General features: G+C 68.9%; 11 protein-coding genes. 6 read left to right on the top strand and 5 right to left on the bottom strand.

Going from position 1 to position 17539, the window contains the following annotated elements; all coding sequences use genetic code 11:
• The 5 genes from CG723_RS29715 to CG723_RS29695 all read right to left on the bottom strand — a co-directional run bounded on the left by CG723_RS29715 (position 1) and on the right by CG723_RS29695 (position 9526).
• A complete protein-coding gene (locus CG723_RS29715) occupies positions 1–978 on the bottom strand; it encodes an ABC transporter permease (protein ID WP_100596602.1) in 978 nt (325 codons plus the stop codon).
• Between the two features lie 106 nt (positions 979–1084).
• Complete coding sequence (locus tag CG723_RS29710) at positions 1085–2875, bottom strand: ABC transporter substrate-binding protein (protein ID WP_100596601.1); 1791 nt, start codon at positions 2873–2875, stop codon at positions 1085–1087.
• 98 nt (positions 2876–2973) lie between these two features.
• Positions 2974–4017, bottom strand: coding sequence for an ABC transporter permease (locus CG723_RS29705; RefSeq protein ID WP_100596600.1), 1044 nt, complete (start codon positions 4015–4017; stop codon positions 2974–2976).
• Positions 4018–4903: 886 nt separating this feature from the next.
• Positions 4904–6778 (bottom strand): translational GTPase TypA, encoded by a 1875-nt coding sequence (gene typA / locus CG723_RS29700; protein WP_100596599.1) that lies wholly within the window; start codon positions 6776–6778, stop codon positions 4904–4906.
• A 327-nt stretch (positions 6779–7105) separates the two neighbouring features.
• Positions 7106–9526 carry an ABC transporter family substrate-binding protein gene (locus CG723_RS29695; RefSeq protein WP_100596598.1) on the bottom strand — a complete coding sequence of 807 codons (2421 nt, stop codon included), beginning with the start codon at positions 9524–9526 and terminating at the stop codon, positions 7106–7108.
• A 433-nt stretch (positions 9527–9959) separates the two neighbouring features.
• Between CG723_RS29695 and CG723_RS29690 the strand changes: the two genes are divergently transcribed.
• The 6 genes from CG723_RS29690 (at position 9960) to CG723_RS29660 (ending at position 17524) form a co-directional block, all read left to right on the top strand.
• On the top strand, positions 9960–10247 hold the full coding sequence (locus tag CG723_RS29690) for a hypothetical protein (RefSeq protein WP_100596597.1): 288 nt from the start codon (positions 9960–9962) through the stop codon (positions 10245–10247).
• 20 nt (positions 10248–10267) lie between these two features.
• Positions 10268–11095, top strand: coding sequence for a hypothetical protein (locus tag CG723_RS29685; protein ID WP_100596596.1), 828 nt, complete (start codon positions 10268–10270; stop codon positions 11093–11095).
• Positions 11096–11112: 17 nt separating this feature from the next.
• The gene (locus CG723_RS29680; RefSeq protein WP_100596595.1) at positions 11113–13065 is read left to right on the top strand and encodes a fumarate reductase/succinate dehydrogenase flavoprotein subunit; all 1953 of its coding nucleotides are present in this window, start codon (positions 11113–11115) and stop codon (positions 13063–13065) included.
• Entirely contained in the window at positions 13062–13832 is a 771-nt protein-coding gene (locus CG723_RS29675; RefSeq protein ID WP_100596594.1) for a succinate dehydrogenase/fumarate reductase iron-sulfur subunit, read from the top strand. Before CG723_RS29680 ends, CG723_RS29675 begins: the two co-directional genes overlap by 4 nt.
• Positions 13833–14656: 824 nt before the next feature.
• Complete coding sequence (locus CG723_RS29665; RefSeq protein ID WP_100596592.1) at positions 14657–16756, top strand: TPM domain-containing protein; 2100 nt, start codon at positions 14657–14659, stop codon at positions 16754–16756.
• 54 nt (positions 16757–16810) lie between these two features.
• Positions 16811–17524 carry a PspA/IM30 family protein gene (locus tag CG723_RS29660; RefSeq protein WP_100596591.1) on the top strand — a complete coding sequence of 238 codons (714 nt, stop codon included), beginning with the start codon at positions 16811–16813 and terminating at the stop codon, positions 17522–17524.
• Positions 17525–17539: the final 15 nt, after the last annotated feature.

Raw genomic sequence — 17539 nt, 5'->3', positions numbered from 1 at the left:
CTAGGCGAGGCGCACGCGCGGGTCGATGTATGCGTATGCGATGTCCACGATGATGTTCAGGATCAGGATGAAGAAGGCCCCTACCAGCATCGCGCCCATGGTCAGCGGGAGGTCCTTGTCGGTGGACGACTCCACCGCAAGCCGGCCGAGGCCGGGAAGGTCGAAGGTGTACTCGGTGACCACCGCGCCGGCGAGCAGGCCGGAGAGGTCGATGCCGAGGATGGTGACGATGGGGATGAGCGATCCGCGCCAGGCGTAGCGGAAGAAGACGTACTTGCCGCCCATGCCCTTGGCCTTGGCCGTGCGGACGTGCTCTTCCTGGAGCTGCTCGATCATCGTGGAGCGCGCCATACGCGTGTACTGCGCGGTGAAGATCGTCGCCATCACGACCCAGGGGATGAGCAGACCCAGGAACCACTTGGTGGGACTGTCGAAGAACGGGACGTACTTCGGGTTGTCCATCCAGCCGGTGCTGTACACGAACAGGCCGAGGACGATCGGGCCCAGCAGATAGATCTGGAAGGAGCTGAGCACGATCGAGGCGCCGGAGACGAGCCGGTCGAGCACGGTGCCGCGCTTCCACGCGGCCAGCAGACCGGTGCCGAGGCCCACCACGAGGAAGACGACCAGACCGCCAATGGTCAGCGAGAGGGTCAGCGGGAAGCGGTCGACGATCGAGTCCCACACGAAGTCATTGGACTTGAAGGACATGCCCAGGCACGGAGCCGGGCAGTGGCCGACCGGGAAGTCGCGCCCCATCACGATGCCCCGCATGAACTCCCAGAACTGCGCGGCGATGGACTTGTCGAGGCCCAGGTTCTCGCGGATGACCGCGATGTTCTGCGGCGAGCAGTTCTTGCCGCAGGCGAGCTCGGCGAAGTCCTGAGGAACCGTATAGAACAGGAAGAACGTGAACGCCGCGATCAGAATCATGATCACGACCGCACCGGTCAACCGGCGGAAAAGAAACTGAAGCATGGCGGTCGGCTGCTCTCTTCGGAGGCGGTGGCAATGAGGGAGTCTGCAGGCCGTGGGGGTGCGCTCCGCCTGGCGCGCACCCCCACGGGTCAGCCGTGGTCGGCTACTACTTCACGAACAGGTCGTTGATGTCGACGTAGCTCGACTCGGTGCTGTACTTCGCACCGCCGATGCCGGAACCGAAGAGCTGGATCGACTTGGAGTAGTACACCGGAGCAGCCGGGTCGATCTCCTCGACGATGCGCTTGTGCAGCTCGGCCCACTTGGCCTTGGCCGCTGCCGGGTCCAGCTTCAGGGCCTCCTTGATGCCGGCGTCGACCTGCGGGTCCGCGATGTGGGAGTAGTTCGACCCACCGTCCTGGACCGTGGAACCGTCGTAGACCGGGGTGACGACCGTGCCCTCGGACGGCCAGTCCTGGCCCCAGCCGGTCATGTAGAGGTCGTACGGGTTCTTCAGCTTGCCGACCTGCTCGTAGAAGCTGGCCCGGTCGATCTCCTTGGCCTGAACGTCGAAGCCGAGCTTGGTCAGGGTGTCCTTGATGATGACCATCTGGGCCTGGCCGCGCGGGGTGTTCGAGTAGGCGTAGGTGAGCTTGGTGCCCTTCTTGACACCGGCTTCCTTGATCAGCTTCTGGGCCATCGGCAGGTCGCCGTTGGGCTTCTTGAGCTTGCCGAACGGGTCGAACTTCGGGTCGAAGTTCGGCAGGGTCGGGGCGAACAGGCCGCCCGCGATCTCGCCGCCGTACTTGCCGCCGTCCGCCTGGACCATCCGCTGGCTCGGGATGGCGTAGGTGATGGCGTCGCGGACCTTCTTGTCCTTCATCCGGTCCAGGTTGTAGGTCATCTGCCACACGTAGGGCTGGTAGCCCTTGATCGTGCGCTTGTTGACCTTCGGGTCGGTGACGACGTCCTGGAGCTGGGCCGGGTCGACGATGTCGGTGAACTGGATCGCCGTCTTGGCCTCGCCCTGGTCGGCGATCAGACGCTTGGTCTGGCTGTCCTGGGCGACCGTCAGCTCGAAGTTGTAGCCGTCGACGTACTGGTGGCGCACCGAGTCCGTCTTCGGGTCCCAGTTGGTGTTCTTCACCAGCGTGAGGGACTTGCCCGCCTTGTAGTCGGCGAGCTTGTACGGGCCGAGCGAGGCGGGGGCCTTGTCGTACTTCTCCTTGGTGTCCCGCTTCTCGGGGACGATGCCGTAACCGGCCATGGCGAGCGCCTGCGGCAGGTCGGGGCGGGCCGTGTCGAAGTGGAAGACCACGGTCTTGTCGTCCGGGGTCGACAGGACGGAGTCCGGCAGGTGCTTGCCCTTGAACGGACCGTCCGGCAGCTTCTTGCGGTAGTCCTGGCCGGAGAGCCAGGTCTGGACGTACGTCGGGCCGTCGAAGATGAACTTCGCGTACTGGCGCTCGATGGTGTGACGGACGTCCTTGGACGTGATGACGTTGCCCTGGTCGTCCTTGATGCCGTCCTTGAGCGTGTACGTCCAGGTCTTACCACCGTCGGACGACTTACCGGAGTCGGTGGCGACGTCACCGACGACGGTCAGGTTGCCCTTGGCGTCCTCCTGGAAGTTCGTCAGACCACGGGTGATCAGGTTGCCGAACTGACCGGCGTCCGAGACGTAGGTCTGCCCCGGGTCCATGTGGGTCAGGTCGGACTGCGCGTAAACGGTGATCTTGCCACCGTTCTTCGCGCCGGGGATGGCCTCCGCCGGGCCGTTGGAGGCGGCGGCGTCACCGTACGCGACGGGCTTGGACTGACTCGACGCGTCCTTCTGGTTCTTCGAGTCGTCCTTGGCCTTGCCTTTGCTGTCGCTGGAGCATCCCGTCAGGGCGAGGGAGCCAGCCGCGATGGCGATGACTATGGCGCGTGTGGTGCGCGCGTTGAGAGACTTCATGATGCTCTATGCACCTACCTGTCTTGTTATCCACGTGTGCTGCCGGAAGGCTCCGGTTGCCCGGATCTGGGGTAGCAGCCACCCCCCACCAATGGACGTCAGCGTCCGGACTTGGGGTCGAAAGCGTCCCGGACGGAGTCACCGAGAAGGTTGAACGCCAGGACGAAAATCACGAGCGCAGCACCCGGGAACAGGAGGTAGTACGGGTCCTGTTCATAAATGGCGGAGCCCGTCCTGAACATGCGGCCCCAGTCAGGAGTGGGCTCGACGAAGCCGACGCCCACGAAGGACAGGAACGCGATGTTCAGGATGTTGCTGGGCAGCATGTACGTGGTCTGCACCAGGATCGGGGTGACGATGTTCGGCAGGACTTCCTTGCGGATGATCCGTGCCGGAGAGGCGCCGGAGACCTTGGCCGCCTCGACGAACTCCCGCTCGCGCAGGGAGAGTACGGAGCTTCGGACCAGTCGGGCCAGACCCATCCAGCCGAGGAACCAGGTCACGAGAATGATCGCGGTAACACGCAGGTAGGTCGGCGTCTCATCGCGCGGCGACACGAACAGGGCCGTGACGACCGGCATGAAGGCGATGAAGAACAGCTGCGACGGGAACCCGAGGAAGAAGTCGGTGACCCGGCCGAGCCAGTAGTCGACCTTGCCGCCGAAGTAGCCGCCGATCATGCCGATGATCACGCCGGTCACGACGCTCAGGATGGTGATGGCCACCGCCACGTACAGCGAGGTCCGCATGCCGTACAGGAGCTGAGTGAAGACATCCCGGCCGAGCTTGGGCTCGACACCGAACCAGAAGTCCCCCGACATGCCTCCGAACGGAGCGGAGGGCATCCCGAAGTCGTCGAGGATGTACGGGAAGTCCGGCTCGGCCGGGTACAGCGTGTACGGGTCCTTGCCGTAGATCTTCGAGATCACTGGCGCGAGTGCCGCGACCAGGAAGAAGAAGATCACTACGGCTGCGGAGACCATGCCCGTGCGGTCGCGCTTGAAGCGCATCCACATGAGCTGACCGGGCGAGCGCCCCTCGAGCTTCTTGGGCTCCTCCGCGCCGTTCGGTTTCGTCGCGCCGGGATCGTCGTCCAAGACGACGGCGACCTTGGCGTCGCCGGCCTCAACTGGACTCGTCATGATTCGTCCGTTTCACAGGTTTCAGCAGCCAGTCGGCAACGCCGGCCGGCAGGTGTCGGATCAGTGTCTGGATCTGGCTCGGAGAGGGAGTACCGCCGCACATCCCTGGCAGAGTTAACGCACCGCCCGGGCCTGTCCGAATGCACCAACACACCACGCCTGAGGCGGAGTTGGGGCGACGGTAAGCACCGGCGGCACGCCGGAGTGCAGCGGGACCTAACGGCCCGTGCGGCTCCCTGCGGGGTCAACCGCGCACAGGGAACTGGATCCGACCACGCTCACCCTCGGGGACTTCGTGACCCAATAGGCGCTTGTGGCACCAAACATGGGCTACCTCCTCTTGAGACCGCTCGTTAATTACGAGGAGAGATGCCCTTCACCAGGTCGACACCCCTGACGACACGCGAACGACATCTCACACTGCTCGAAGAGTCCGCACTCCCCACAGTGCGTGACCCATTGACCCGAGCTCTACGCGCTCAACTATCTGGCATGAGAATCGGGCCGACCACAGTGTTTTGGTCTCGGTTCGATCACACCTGAAGCGTACTTAGCCCAAAATCCGGACAAACTGATCCTAGATAGATCCCTGCGAAACGGACTCGTTACACATCTATCGGTCAATGGAGTCCGGATTCCGGACAGTCGCCTCTGGAAAACGAGTTGCACATCACGAGCCGTTGCGCAGGGCTGTGGGAAGACTCTCGGCGGGCGAATCAACGCGCGTGGATCGCGCGGGATGGCGTCCAGGATGCCACGAGGGTAGTGAAGTACCACCTGGTGCGGGCGATGATCCTGTAAAAACTCCTGCACGGACCTCGCGGCGCAGGAGAGACGACAAAGGCCCGGGCCCCCCGAAGGGGACCCGGGCCCGACTGTCTCGGGATCAGGCGTTCTTGGCCTTCGAGGCCGCGCGGCCGCGCAGCTTCTGGTCCAGGACGACCTTGCGGATACGGACCGTCTCCGGGGTCACCTCGATGCACTCGTCGTCGCGGCAGAACTCCAGGGACTGCTCGAGCGAGAGCTTGCGGGCGGGCACCACGTTCTCCGTGGTGTCCGCGGAAGCCGCACGCATGTTGGTGAGCTTCTTCTCCTTGGTGATGTTCACGTCCATGTCGTCGGCGCGCGAGTTCTCGCCGATGATCATGCCCTCGTAGACCTCGGTGCCGGCCTCGGTGAAGATGACACCGCGCTCCTGGAGGTTGACCATCGCGAACGGCGTCACCGTGCCGGAACGGTCCGCGACGAGCGAGCCGTTGTGACGGGTGCGCAGGTCGCCGAACCACGGCTCGTGACCCTCGAAGATCGAGTGCGCGATACCGGTGCCGCGGGTCTGCGTCAGGAACTCCGTACGGAAGCCGATGAGGCCACGCGACGGGACGATCCACTCCATGCGGACCCAGCCCGAACCGTGGTTCGTCATGGTCTCCATGCGGCCCTTGCGGGTCGCCATGAGCTGCGTGATGGCGCCGAGGTGCTCCTCGGGCGAGTCGATCGTCATGCGCTCGATCGGCTCGTGCGTCTTGCCGTTGACCTGCTTGGTGACGACCTCGGGCTTGCCGACGGTCAGCTCGAAGCCCTCGCGGCGCATCTGCTCGACCAGGATGGCGAGCGCGAGCTCACCACGGCCCTGGACCTCCCAGGCGTCGGGGCGCTCGGTGTCCAGGACACGGAGCGAGACGTTACCGACCAGCTCGCGGTCGAGTCGGTCCTTGATCTGGCGGGCCGTGACCTTGTGGCCCTTGCCGCCCTTGCCGACCAGCGGCGAGGTGTTCGCGCCGATGGTCATCGAGATGGCCGGCTCGTCGACCGTGATGAGCGGCAGCGCGATCGGGTTCTCGGTGTCGGCCAGGGTCTCGCCGATCATGATGTCCGGGATACCGGCGATGGCGCAGATGTCGCCCGGGCCCGCCATCTCGGCCGGCTTGCGGGTGAGCGCCTCGGTCATGAGGAGCTCGGTGATGCGGACGTTGGACATCGTGCCGTCGCGCTTGATCCACGTGACGGTCTGGCCCTTGCGCAGCTCGCCCTGCTCTACGCGGCAGAGCGCGATACGGCCGAGGAAGTTGTCGGCGTCGAGGTTCGTGACGTGCGCCTGCAGGGGGGCGGCCTCGTCGAACTCGGGGGCCGGGACGTGCGCCAGGATCGTGTTGAAGAACGGCTCGAGGTTCTCGCTGTCCTGCGGGACGGTGCCGTCCTCGGGCTTGGTCAGCGAGGCGACGCCGTCACGGGCGCAGGCGTAGACGATCGGGAACTCGATCTGGTCCTCGTCCGCGTCCAGGTCCAGGAACAGGTCGTACGTCTCGTCGACGACCTCGGCGATCCGGGAGTCGGGGCGGTCCGTCTTGTTGATGCACAGGATGACCGGCATCTTGGCCGAGAGCGCCTTGCGCAGCACGAAGCGGGTCTGCGGCAGCGGGCCCTCGGAGGCGTCGACGAGCAGCACGACCGCGTCGACCATCGACAGGCCGCGCTCGACCTCACCACCGAAGTCGGCGTGGCCGGGGGTGTCGATGATGTTGATCGTGATGGCGTCGCCGCCGTCCTTCGGGTGGTACTTGACCGCCGTGTTCTTGGCCAGGATCGTGATGCCCTTCTCACGCTCCAGGTCGTTCGAGTCCATCATGCGGTCGTCGAGCGACTCGGCGGCGTGCGCCGCGAAGGCGCCTGCCTGCTTGAGCATGGCGTCGACCAGCGTGGTCTTGCCGTGGTCGACGTGGGCGACGATGGCGACGTTACGGATGTCGTGGCGCGTGGCCATATTGCGGCGTACTCCCGGAGTGAGTGGACGGCTGCGCGTACGTCTCTTCGTACGCGCGCCCTGCCGGGCTGGACACGCCACGGCCTCACCCCATCGTACGTGGCTTCGGCCGGGTAGGCCTTCTGGGGCTCTGGGGTCAGGGATGCACAGTGAGTGAACGTCGCGGAGAGGCGTGGGGGACGCCCCGGAGAAAGCGCAGGTCAGCGGTGATACGAACCTTGCCCGCCGGAGGGACCGGCGGGCAAGGGACTTGAGCGAGATCTGAGCTGAGCGATCTTCGGGACTCTCCCCCAGGGGCGCTTCGGCGCACTCAGGGTGCGATGTGCGTCACTTCTTCTCGGACGGACTCGCGGACGGCTTCTCGGACGACTCCTCGGAAGATTTCCCGGCCGGGTTCGCTGCCGGGCTCGCCGAGCCGGAGACGTTCGGCCGGGCACCCGGCCGCGCGCCCGGCTTCAGGAAGCCGATGTCCTCGTAGTTCGGCTCCTGGAAGCCGAAGGCCCCCGCGTTGACGACAGTGCGACGGGCGGCCACCAGCTCCGGACGCTGATAGAGAGGAATCGATCCTGCAGCGGCCCAGATACGGGCGTCGGCCTGCTTGACCAGGGAGCGCTCCTCCCCCTCGTCGAGCTCACCGATCGCCTGGTCGAAGAGCTGGTCGATGTGGTCCGTGCCGACCCGGGTGTAGTTCTGCTCGACGGTCAGCGAGCCGTCCGCGGCGGGCACCGGCTTGGCGTAGATCGGGCGGGCGTCGGTGGCCGGGAAGGCCGAGGCGGGCCACGAGTAGAGCGCCAGGTCGTACTGCCCGGACGCGATGTGGTCCTTGAAGTAGCTGGCGTCGGCGACCTTCGACGTCTCGGTGCGGATGCCGATCTTCTGCAGCATCTGCGAGATCCGGTCGGCGACCGCGCGCAGCGAGTCCGAGCCGGGGCCCGACGGGAGCACGAAGCGCAGGATCAGCGGCTTGCCGTCCTTGGCGAGCGGTCCGGCGGGGGCACCGGCGGGTGCGGCCGTCCCCTTCGGGGCGTACGCGCCCGGGGCGCCGCCCTGGGCGGCCTCCTTCGCGTACTGATCGGCGTGCTTCTTCTCCTTGTCGGCCTCGCGCAGCTTCTGCGCGTCGGCCTGGTGCAGGAGCGCGGCGTGCTGGTAGGCGGCGGTGCGCTCGGGGGCGAAGAAGGGGGTCTGCCGGTCGCCCGGCTTCTGGTCGCTCTCGCCGCCGATGTACGTGCCGTCGTCGGAGTCCTCGGAGGCGGCCCCCTTCTTGTCCTCCGTGCCCTTCTTGTCCTTGGCGCCCTCCTTGTCGCTGTCGGACTCACTGCCCGCCGTCTTCGGCTTGGTCTTCCCGGCCTCGTCCTTCAGGGGGCCGCCCGGCACCCAGCCCGCGTCCGTGAGCAGCGCCCTGGCCTCGTTGGTGTCCTGGCTGCCGAGGGCACCACTGCTGTCGGCGTACGCCTGCTGCCCGGCGAGGGCGAGATGGCTGCCGACCGTGTGCACGGGCAGGCCGAGCGGCTTGAGGACGACCTCGGCGAGCTTCTTGCGGTCGATGGCGCGGGCCACGGCGCGGCGCACGCGCTCGTCGGCCAGCGGACCCTCGGCGCCGTTCAGCGCGAGCTGAGTGAAGGCGGGTTCGAGGGACTTGCGCACGACGTAACCGTCCAGGCGCGACTGCTCCCTCTCGTACTTCGCGACGGCCGCACGGGTCTTCTCGCGGGCGTCGAGTTCCTTGTCGGCCGCCTTCTCGTCGCCGCCGTGCGCGACGGCCCAGGACCGCATCGACTCGCCGGGCGTGAGCGCGGCGCCGGGGCCGTGGGCGAGCGGGCCCGAGCTGCCCTTGTCACGGCCGGCGAGGGAGATGCGGGACGCGTCCTCCGGGTCGACGGCGGCGAGGTCGACCTTCCCCGCGACGAGTGCGTCGGCGCGCTCCGCGCGCGGCACGGTCCGCAGGACCATCTGGTCGAGCTTGGCCTGGCGGCCCCACCAGTGCGGGTTGCGCACCAGCGTGACGTCCTTGGCGTCGCGGTCGACCTCCTTGAGCGCGAAGGGGCCCGCGGTGACCTTGAGCTCGCGCCGGGATCCCTCGTTGAAGGCGTCCGGGGTCCCCATGACGTCCTTGGGGTACAGCGGCGAGAACAGTGAGCGCCAGTCCGCGTACGGCTTCGCGAAGGTGACCCGCACCTCCAGGTTGTTCTTGCCGCGCTCGATCTTCTCGATGCGGTCGTAGCCCGCGTTGTGGGCCGTCCAGTACGCGGAGTCCTTGCCGGACAGGGCGCGCCACTGGGCGGCGAAGTCGGCGGCTCCGATCTCGCGGCCGTCGCTCCACACCGCCTGCTGGTTGATCTTGTACAGGACGACCTGCTTGGGCTCGCGCTCGATGACCTCGGCCTTCTCCAGGAAGTCCGGGTCTCGCACCGCCCTGCCCTGGTTGTCGAGCCGGAACATGGAGGGCAGCACGGCGCCGACGACACGGGTCGTCCCCGCGTCGGCGTCCGCCTGGTAGGAGTTGAGGGTCCCCGGCAGAGCATCGACCGCCCAGCGCAGGGTGCCGCCGTCGGCGACGTCGCCGCGGGACGCGGGCGCGATGTCCTGGGCGGCGGCCTGACTGCTGGTCTCTTCTTCGTCATCGCCCGAGCTGCAGCCGGCCAGGGCCGACACCGCGAGCGCCCCCGACACGAGGAACGCGGCCGAGCGCAGGACGGGACGCCGCGCGGGACGCCTGGCGAGGCGCGATGTGGCGCCGTCATGGGACATCACGGGAACCTCCGGGGCTAGCCCGGCCGCCCGCTTACCAGGACCGGGCCGGGTTTGATCACGTTTGGCCGTATATGGAGCTGATCACATCTATGGCCCCACTGAAGAGGACGGGTCGAGCAGGCAGGAGGCGACACGACCATGTGGGCCCGGAACCCCACTCGTGCGGCCCAATTTGGCGCCTGGGGTGCGCTGAGGCTGCCTTGCGGGCGGTGCAGGTGGCCGTCGGCCGGTCGCGCAGTTCCCCGCGCCCCTCAGAGAGCGCAGCTGCCGACATACCAGGACCCCGCCACCCCAGAGAGCGCAAAACAGGGGCGCACGCCCATGCGCGCTTCAGGAATCCGCGCAGATCCCTTCACAAGGCGTGATGTGACGCGCGACACTCGCAGGCGCATGAGCATCTCCGCCGCACCAGCGGAATCGAGGGCAAGTCATGTCCCTGAACGACGACTTGGCGGCAGCCGAGCGCTGCCTCGACGAGCTGTGCCGGACCGTGGGGCGCCTGGAGCGGCAGCTCGACGGCGGCCTCGACGTACGGCGCGTACGCACCGACGCCGACCATCTGCGCGAGAGCGTCGCCCTGCTGCGGGCGACCGCGGCATCCCCGCCGCCACCGCGCCGGCCCGAACTCGTGCCCGTCCCCGACACCCCGTACGACAGCTCGCTCTGGACCGACTCGGACGACGAAGGACTCGGCGCCCGGGACCGGCACGCCCCCTGACCCTCTGAGCGGAGGCTTCGTTGGCCACCGGCACGGAACCCCATCCCCGACCGGACGCGCACGGCGTCCGGGACAGGACGCGCGCCGCGATCGCGTCCGGGCACCTGCGCACCGACCGCTGGTGGCTGGCGCCCGCCAGTACCGCCGCGGGGCTGCTCGCCTTCATCGTCTACTCGACGTGGCGGGCCTTCGCGAACACGGACTACTACCACGCGCCGTACGTCTCGCCGTTCTACTCCCCCTGCATCGCGGAGAACTGCAAGCCGATGCACGCGGGCCCCAACTGGGAGATTTTCGGCGGCTGGTGGGGCCTGTCCCCCGCGCTGCTCATCCTGATCTTCCCGCTCGGCTTCCGGCTGACCTGCTACTACTACCGGAAGGCCTACTACCGCGGGTTCTGGGCGTCACCTCCCGCCTGCGCGGTCGCCGAGCCGCACAAGAAGTACACGGGCGAGACCCGCTTCCCGCTGATCCTGCAGAACATCCACCGCTACTTCTTCTACGCGGCGATCCTCGTGGCGGGAATCCTGACGTACGACACCGTGCTCTCGTTCCGCAACGAGAAGTACGAGTGGGGCCACATGGGTCTCGGCACGCTCGTCTTCCTGCTGAACATCACGCTGATCTGGGCGTACACCCTGTCCTGCCACTCGTGCCGGCACATCGTCGGCGGCAAGCTCAAGCACTTCTCCAAGCACCCGGTGCGCTACCGGATGTGGCAGTGGGTCGGGAAGCTGAATGACCGTCACATGCTGCTCGCCTGGGCATCGTTGATCAGCGTCGCGCTCGCCGACTTCTACGTGTTCCTGCTGTCGTCCGGCGCCTTCGACGATCCGCGCTTCTTCTAGATGGGGTGGCACTTCTGATGTCTCAAGTGGAGCGGCAGCAGTGGGACGTTGTCGTGGTGGGGGCGGGCGGTGCGGGCCTGCGCGCGGCAATCGAGGCGCGCGAGCGCGGCGCGCGTACGGCCGTGATCTGCAAGTCCCTCTTCGGCAAGGCGCACACCGTGATGGCCGAGGGCGGCATCGCCGCGGCCATGGGAAATGTGAACTCCGGCGACAACTGGCAGGTCCACTTCCGGGACACGCTGCGCGGCGGCAAGTTCCTCAACCAGTGGCGGATGGCCGAGCTGCACGCGCGCGAAGCACCCGACCGGGTCTGGGAGTTGGAGACCTGGGGCGCCCTGTTCGACCGGACGGCGGACGGCCGGATCTCGCAGCGCAACTTCGGCGGGCACGAGTACCCGCGCCTCGCGCACGTCGGTGACCGCACGGGCCTGGAGCTGATCCGCACGCTCCAGCAGAAGATCGTGGCGCTGCAGCAGGAGGACTTCAAGGAGTTCGGCGACTACGAGGCGCGCCTCAAGGTCTTCCAGGAGTGCACGGTCACCCGCGTACTCAAGGATGTGTCCGACAGCGGCTCCGCCGCGGGCGAGCGCGTTTCCGGCGCGTTCTGCTACGAGCGCGAGAGCGGCCGCTTCTTCGTCCTGGAGGCGCCGAGCGTGGTGCTGGCGACGGGCGGCATCGGCAAGTCCTTCAAGGTGACGTCGAACTCGTGGGAGTACACGGGCGACGGCCACGCACTCGCGCTGCTCGCCGGGGCGCCGCTGCTGAACATGGAGTTCGTGCAGTTCCATCCGACGGGCATGGTCTGGCCGCCGTCGGTGAAGGGCATCCTCGTCACGGAGTCGGTGCGCGGCGACGGCGGCGTCCTGCGCAACTCCGAGGGCAAGCGGTTCATGTTCGACTACGTCCCCGACGTCTTCAAGGAGAAGTACGCCGAGTCGGAGGACGAGGGCGACCGCTGGTACGACGACCCGGATCACAACCGGCGCCCGCCCGAGCTGCTCCCCCGCGACGAGGTGGCGCGCGCCATCAACTCCGAGGTGAAGGCGGGCCGGGGCTCCCCGCACGGCGGCGTCTTCCTCGACGTCTCCACGCGCATGCCGGCCGAGCGCATCCGGCGCCGGCTGCCGTCGATGTACCACCAGTTCAAGGAGCTGGCGGACGTCGACATCACAGCCGAGCCGATGGAGGTCGGCCCGACCTGCCACTACGTGATGGGCGGCATCGCCGTCGACTCGGACACGGCAGCGGCCCGGGGCGTGCCCGGCCTGTTCGCGGCCGGCGAGGTGGCCGGCGGCATGCACGGCTCGAACCGCCTGGGCGGCAACTCGCTCTCCGACCTCCTCGTCTTCGGCCGCCGCGCCGGACTGCACGCGGCCGAGTACGCGGCCGGGCTCGACGAGCGGCCCGCCATCGACGCGGTTCAGGTCGACACGGCGGCGGCGGAGGCGCTGCGCCCGTTCTCCGCGGAGGGTCCCGCGGACGGGGGCGTCGCCGAGAACCCGTACACGCTCCACCAGGAGCTCCAGAAGGCGATGAACGATCTGGTCGGCATCATCCGCCGCGAGGAGGAGATGGCCGAGGCGCTCGACCGGCTCGCCGGGCTGCGGCTGCGGGCGCGACGGGCCGGGGTGGAGGGGCACCGTCAGTTCAACCCCGGCTGGCACCTCGCGCTCGACCTGCGCAACATGCTGCTCGTCAGCGAGTGCATCGCGCGCGCCGCCCTGGAGCGCACGGAGTCGCGCGGCGGCCACACCCGTGAGGACCACCCGACGATGGACCGCGACTGGCGGCGCACCAACCTGCTGTGCCGGCTCGTCGATCCGACCGGCGGCCTCGCGGCCACGGATCCGGTCCGCGGTCAGATCGACCTCGTGCGCGACACCACCGAGCCCATCCGCCCGGACCTGCTCGCCCTCTTCGAGAAGGAAGAGCTGGTCAAGTACCTCGCCGAAGAGGAGCTGTACGAGTGAGTTCGTACGATGCGCGTTTCAGGGTCTGGCGCGGGGACGCCGAGGGCGGTGGCCTGACGGACTTCTCCGTCGAGGTGAACGACGGCGAGGTCGTCCTCGACATCATCCACAGGATCCAGGCGACCCAGGCGTCCGACCTCGCGGTCCGCTGGAACTGCAAGGCGGGCAAGTGTGGTTCGTGCTCGGCGGAGATCAACGGCCGGCCCCGCCTGATGTGCATGACCCGCATGTCGGTCTTCGACCGCGAGGACGTCATCACGGTGACGCCCCTGCGCGCCTTCCCTGTGGTCCGCGACCTCGTCACGGATGTCGGCTTCAACTACGCGAAGGCCCGTGAGATCCCGGCCTTCGTCCCGCCGGCCGGGGTCGGCCCGGGCGAGTACCGCATGCAGCAGGCGGACGTGGACCGCTCGCAGGAGTTCCGTAAGTGCATCGAGTGCTTCCTGTGCCAGGACACGTGCCACGCGGTGCGCGACCACGAGGAGAACAAGGCGGCGTTCGCGGGCCCGCGCTTCCTGATGCGGGTCGCGGAGCTGGACATGCACCCTCTCGACGCGGCGTCGGACTCCGGCCTCGACCGCAAGCGCACGGCCCAGGAGGACCACGGCCTCGGCTACTGCAACATCACGAAGTGCTGCACGGAGGTCTGCCCGGAGGGCATCCACATCACGGACAACGCCCTGATCCCCTTGAAGGAGCGTGCGGTCGACCGTAAATACGACCCGGTGGTCTGGCTGGGGAACAAGATCCGACGGAGGTCGTCCTGAGGCTGCGCCAGGGCGAGCCGACCCGGCGCATCAGCGCGGCGGCGTCCCCCGCCACGAGCGGCCGCAGCCGCTCCGGCGTGACGCGTCCTGCGGACGGTCCGGCGCTCACGCTCAGGGTGAACTCCGCGTCGCCGTCCAGGACGTGGACCGTCGCCGTCCGGCCATGGACGACCGTGTACGCCCGGTCGCCCAGGCCCTTCGCCGTACGCACCTCGGCGCGGCCCGGGATCCGCTCGGCGGCCGTCGTGCGCGCCGCGTCGAACTCCGCGCCGGGGTCGGTCCGCTTGTGCAGGACCACGGACGCCGAGAGCGTGGCGGCTCGCGCCGTGCCCTCCTTCCGCTCGAGGTCCCCCGAGCAGTCCGCCGTGTCCACCGCCTCGCTGCTGCTCCGCGTGGACTCCCAGCGGGATCCTCGGTCGAAGACCGTGGCGAGGTGGGGCATCGCGAGAAGGGAGCAGAGGCGGTCACTCACTCGGTAGCCCCTGAGGTCGGGGCCCTGCGCGCCGAACGCGTACAGGCCGGCGCCCCAGACGGCGGACGCGGCGAGCGCGCCGACGAGCAGCGCGCCGAGAGGGCGCTGTCCCCTGCGCCGCTGGGGACGGTCGAGGGGATCGGGCCGGACCGGGGAGCCGGCGGGTCCGGACACCACAAGCTCCGGCTCGCTGATCGCGCCGCCCGCTGCCCAGGGTCCGTTCTCCATGCCGGAAACCTACGTTGAGCAGCGGTTTTGCCGGAAGGGCCGGCGATAACAATGCGGATTCGCCACAACCGGAGCGGGCCGATCCCGGTCGCGGTACCCCAGATCCGGTCATACGCTCCCAACTGTGACGCCGCCTCCGAGTCGCCCCCGTCCGGTACGGATAGCCGCGCGGTCGGCCGTGGCCGCCGTGCTCGCGCTCTGCTGGGCGCTGCTGCCCGCCACGGCCTCCCGCGCCGACGACCCCATCACCCTGTCGAGAGCCGGCCAGATCACCGACAAGGTGGACGCCCTCCGAGACCGTGAGCCCGATGTCGCCTCGGCCCTCGACTCGCTCGACAGCAAGCGCAACACCCAGCTCTTCGTGGTCTACGTACGCGACTTCTCCGGCCGCTCCGCCCAGGACTGGGCCGACGACACGGCCTCCAAGAACGGCCTCGGCCTCAACGACGTACTGCTCGCCGTGGCCACGCACGACCGGCAGTACGCCTACTCCGTCGACCAGGACTCCCAGCTCACCGACGCGCAGCTCAAGGACGTCGCGCAGACCGCGATCGAACCGGCGCTGCGCAGGAACGACTGGGCCGGCGCCGCGATCGGCGCGGCGGGCGGCATCTCCGCCACCCTCGGGGGCAGCCCCGTCCCCACCCCGGCGATCACCCCGGGACCGGCCGACCCCGGCGGCTCGGACACGGATCCCAGCGCGGCCGATCTCGCCCTGCCCCTCATCGTGGTCGGCGGCGCGGGCGCCGTCGCGGCGTTCGCGTACACCCGACGCAAGAGGCGTACGAGTACCCGCACCACCCCCGGCGGCGGCTGGGGCGGCAGGGGCACGGGACCGCAGGTCACGCCGCTGCCCGAGCTGGACAAGCAGGCCAGGCGGATGCTGGTGGAGAGCGACGACTCGATCCGCACCAGTACGGAGGAACTCGGCTTCGCCACCGCACAGTTCGGCGAGGAGGCCGTCAAGCCGTTCACCGAGGCGGTGGCGTACGCGCAGTCGGAGCTGACGGCGGCCTTCCGGCTGCGCCAGCAGCTCGACGACGCGTACCCCGAGGACGACGCGACGAAGCGGCAGATGCTGGACGAGATCGTCAACCGCTGCACCGAGGCGGGGCGCAGGCTCGACGCCGAGGCCGCGGACTTCGACCGGCTGCGGGCCCTGGAGCGCACCGCCCCCGAGGCCCTCGCGCACGCGGAGCTCGCCTCCCGCGACCTGGCCACCCGCACCACGACGGCCGAGGAGACGCTGACGGCGCTCGGCGCCCGCTACGCGCCGTCAGCGCTGCTTCCCGTAGCGGGCCACATCGAGCAGGCCAAGGACCGGCTGCTGTTCGCCACGACGAACCTCGAACAGGCGCGCAGTGGCGTCGACGCGGGCGACAACGGCAGGGCCGCGGTGTTCCTGCGGGCCGCCGAGTCGGCCGTCGACCAGGCGGGCACCTTTGTGGACGCGATCGACCGGCTCGGCCATGAGCTGGCCGAGGCCGCCGAGAAACTGCCGGCCGCGCTCACCGAGTCCGACTCCGACCTGGCGGACGCCCACGGACTGCTCGAAGGGACGACCGAGGGCGCGTCCACGGCCGATCTGCGCGGGCGCATCGCGCGCGTGCAGACCGTCACCGCGGGCGTGCGCAAGGAGATGGCCGCCGGCCCCTACGACCCGATCGACGCGTTGCGCCGCGTGGAGGAGGCCGACTCGGCGCTCGACGCGTCCCTCGACGAGGCGCGCGAACGCGAGTCGGGCACGGCCCGCGCGCGCTCCCTGCTCGACCAGGCGGAACTCACGGCCCGCAGCAGCGTCGGCGCCGCGTCGGACTTCATCACCACGCACCGCGGGGCGGTCGGCAGCGAGGCCCGTACGCGCCTGGCGGAGGCGCAGCGGCACCTGGAGTACGTACGGACGACGGCGGAGGCGGATCCCACGGCCGCCCTGGCCGGTGCCCAGCGGGCCGACGCGCTCGCCCGGCAGGCGCAGCAGCTCGCCGAGCACGATGTGCGGTCCTTCGGGAATCCGTACGGGGGCGGCGGGGGCGGCGGGCGCAGTGGCGGGGGCATGGGAGGCGCGGTGCTCGGCGGGATCATCCTCGGCGAGCTCCTGGGCGGCGGGCGCGGCGGCGGGTTCGGCGGGGGCGGCGGCTTCGGGGGCGGGTTCGGTGGCGGCGGTCCGGGGAGTTTCGGCGGGGGCGGGACCCGTGGCCGGAGGGGCGGCGGCGGACGGTTCTGACCCGGCGGCATTCACCCAGTTCCCACGTAACTCCCTTGTACAAGGAGCACTCTCATGACCAAGCAGACCGTTCTCGGCCGCGTCACCCAGCTCGCGAAGGCGAACATCAACGCCCTTCTGGACGGCGCCGAGGACCCGGAGAAGATGCTCGACCAGCTGATCCGCGACTACTCGAACAACATCGCCGAGGCCGAGCAGGCCGTGGCGGCGACCATCGGCAATCTGCGGATGATGGAGCAGGATCACAAGGAGGACGTCGAGGCGGCCGACGAGTGGGGCGGCAAGGCGCTCGCCGCGAGCAGGAAGGCCGACGAGCTGCGGACCGCGGGCAGCGCGGCGGAGGCCGACAAGTTCGACAGCCTCGCCAAGGTGGCGCTCGGGCGGCAGCTGAGCTCCGAGAAGGAGGCGAAGGACTCCGAGCCGACGATCGCCGCACAGAGCGAGGTCGTCGGAAAGCTGAAGTCCGGCCTCGACCAGATGAAGACGAAGCTGGCCGAACTCCAGTCGAAGCGCGATCAGTTGGTGGCGCGCTCGAAGACTGCGCAGGCCCAGAACCAGATGATGGACGCCGCCAAGAACATCAACGTCCTCGACCCGACGAGCGAGCTGAGCCGCTTCGAGGAGAAGGTGCGCCGCGAGGAGGCCAAGGCGCTGGGCAAGCAGGAGCTCGCCGACTCGTCGCTCGACGCGCAGTTCGAGCAGCTGGACGGCCTGGGCGACACGGCCGAGATCGAGGCGCGCCTGGCGGCGCTCAAGACGTCCGCGTAGAGGCGGGAGGCGGCG

It is taken from the genome of Streptomyces sp. CB01635 (assembly GCF_002803065.1).
Lineage (GTDB): Bacteria > Actinomycetota > Actinomycetes > Streptomycetales > Streptomycetaceae > Streptomyces.
This window is presented reverse-complemented; position numbering and strand designations above follow the sequence as displayed.

Excerpts from the sequence above, each read along its gene's own strand:
- CG723_RS29715 (WP_100596602.1), bottom strand. The coding sequence starts at position 978 with ATGCTTCAGTTTCTTTTCCGCCGGTTGACCGGTGCGGTCGTGATCATG.
- CG723_RS29710 (WP_100596601.1), bottom strand. The coding sequence starts at position 2,875 with ATGAAGTCTCTCAACGCGCGCACCACACGCGCCATAGTCATCGCCATC.
- CG723_RS29705 (WP_100596600.1), bottom strand. The coding sequence starts at position 4,017 with ATGACGAGTCCAGTTGAGGCCGGCGACGCCAAGGTCGCCGTCGTCTTG.
- typA (WP_100596599.1), bottom strand. The coding sequence starts at position 6,778 with ATGGCCACGCGCCACGACATCCGTAACGTCGCCATCGTCGCCCACGTC.
- CG723_RS29695 (WP_100596598.1), bottom strand. The coding sequence starts at position 9,526 with ATGTCCCATGACGGCGCCACATCGCGCCTCGCCAGGCGTCCCGCGCGG.
- CG723_RS29690 (WP_100596597.1), top strand. The coding sequence starts at position 9,960 with ATGTCCCTGAACGACGACTTGGCGGCAGCCGAGCGCTGCCTCGACGAG.
- CG723_RS29680 (WP_100596595.1), top strand. The coding sequence starts at position 11,113 with ATGTCTCAAGTGGAGCGGCAGCAGTGGGACGTTGTCGTGGTGGGGGCG.
- CG723_RS29660 (WP_100596591.1), top strand. The coding sequence starts at position 16,811 with ATGACCAAGCAGACCGTTCTCGGCCGCGTCACCCAGCTCGCGAAGGCG.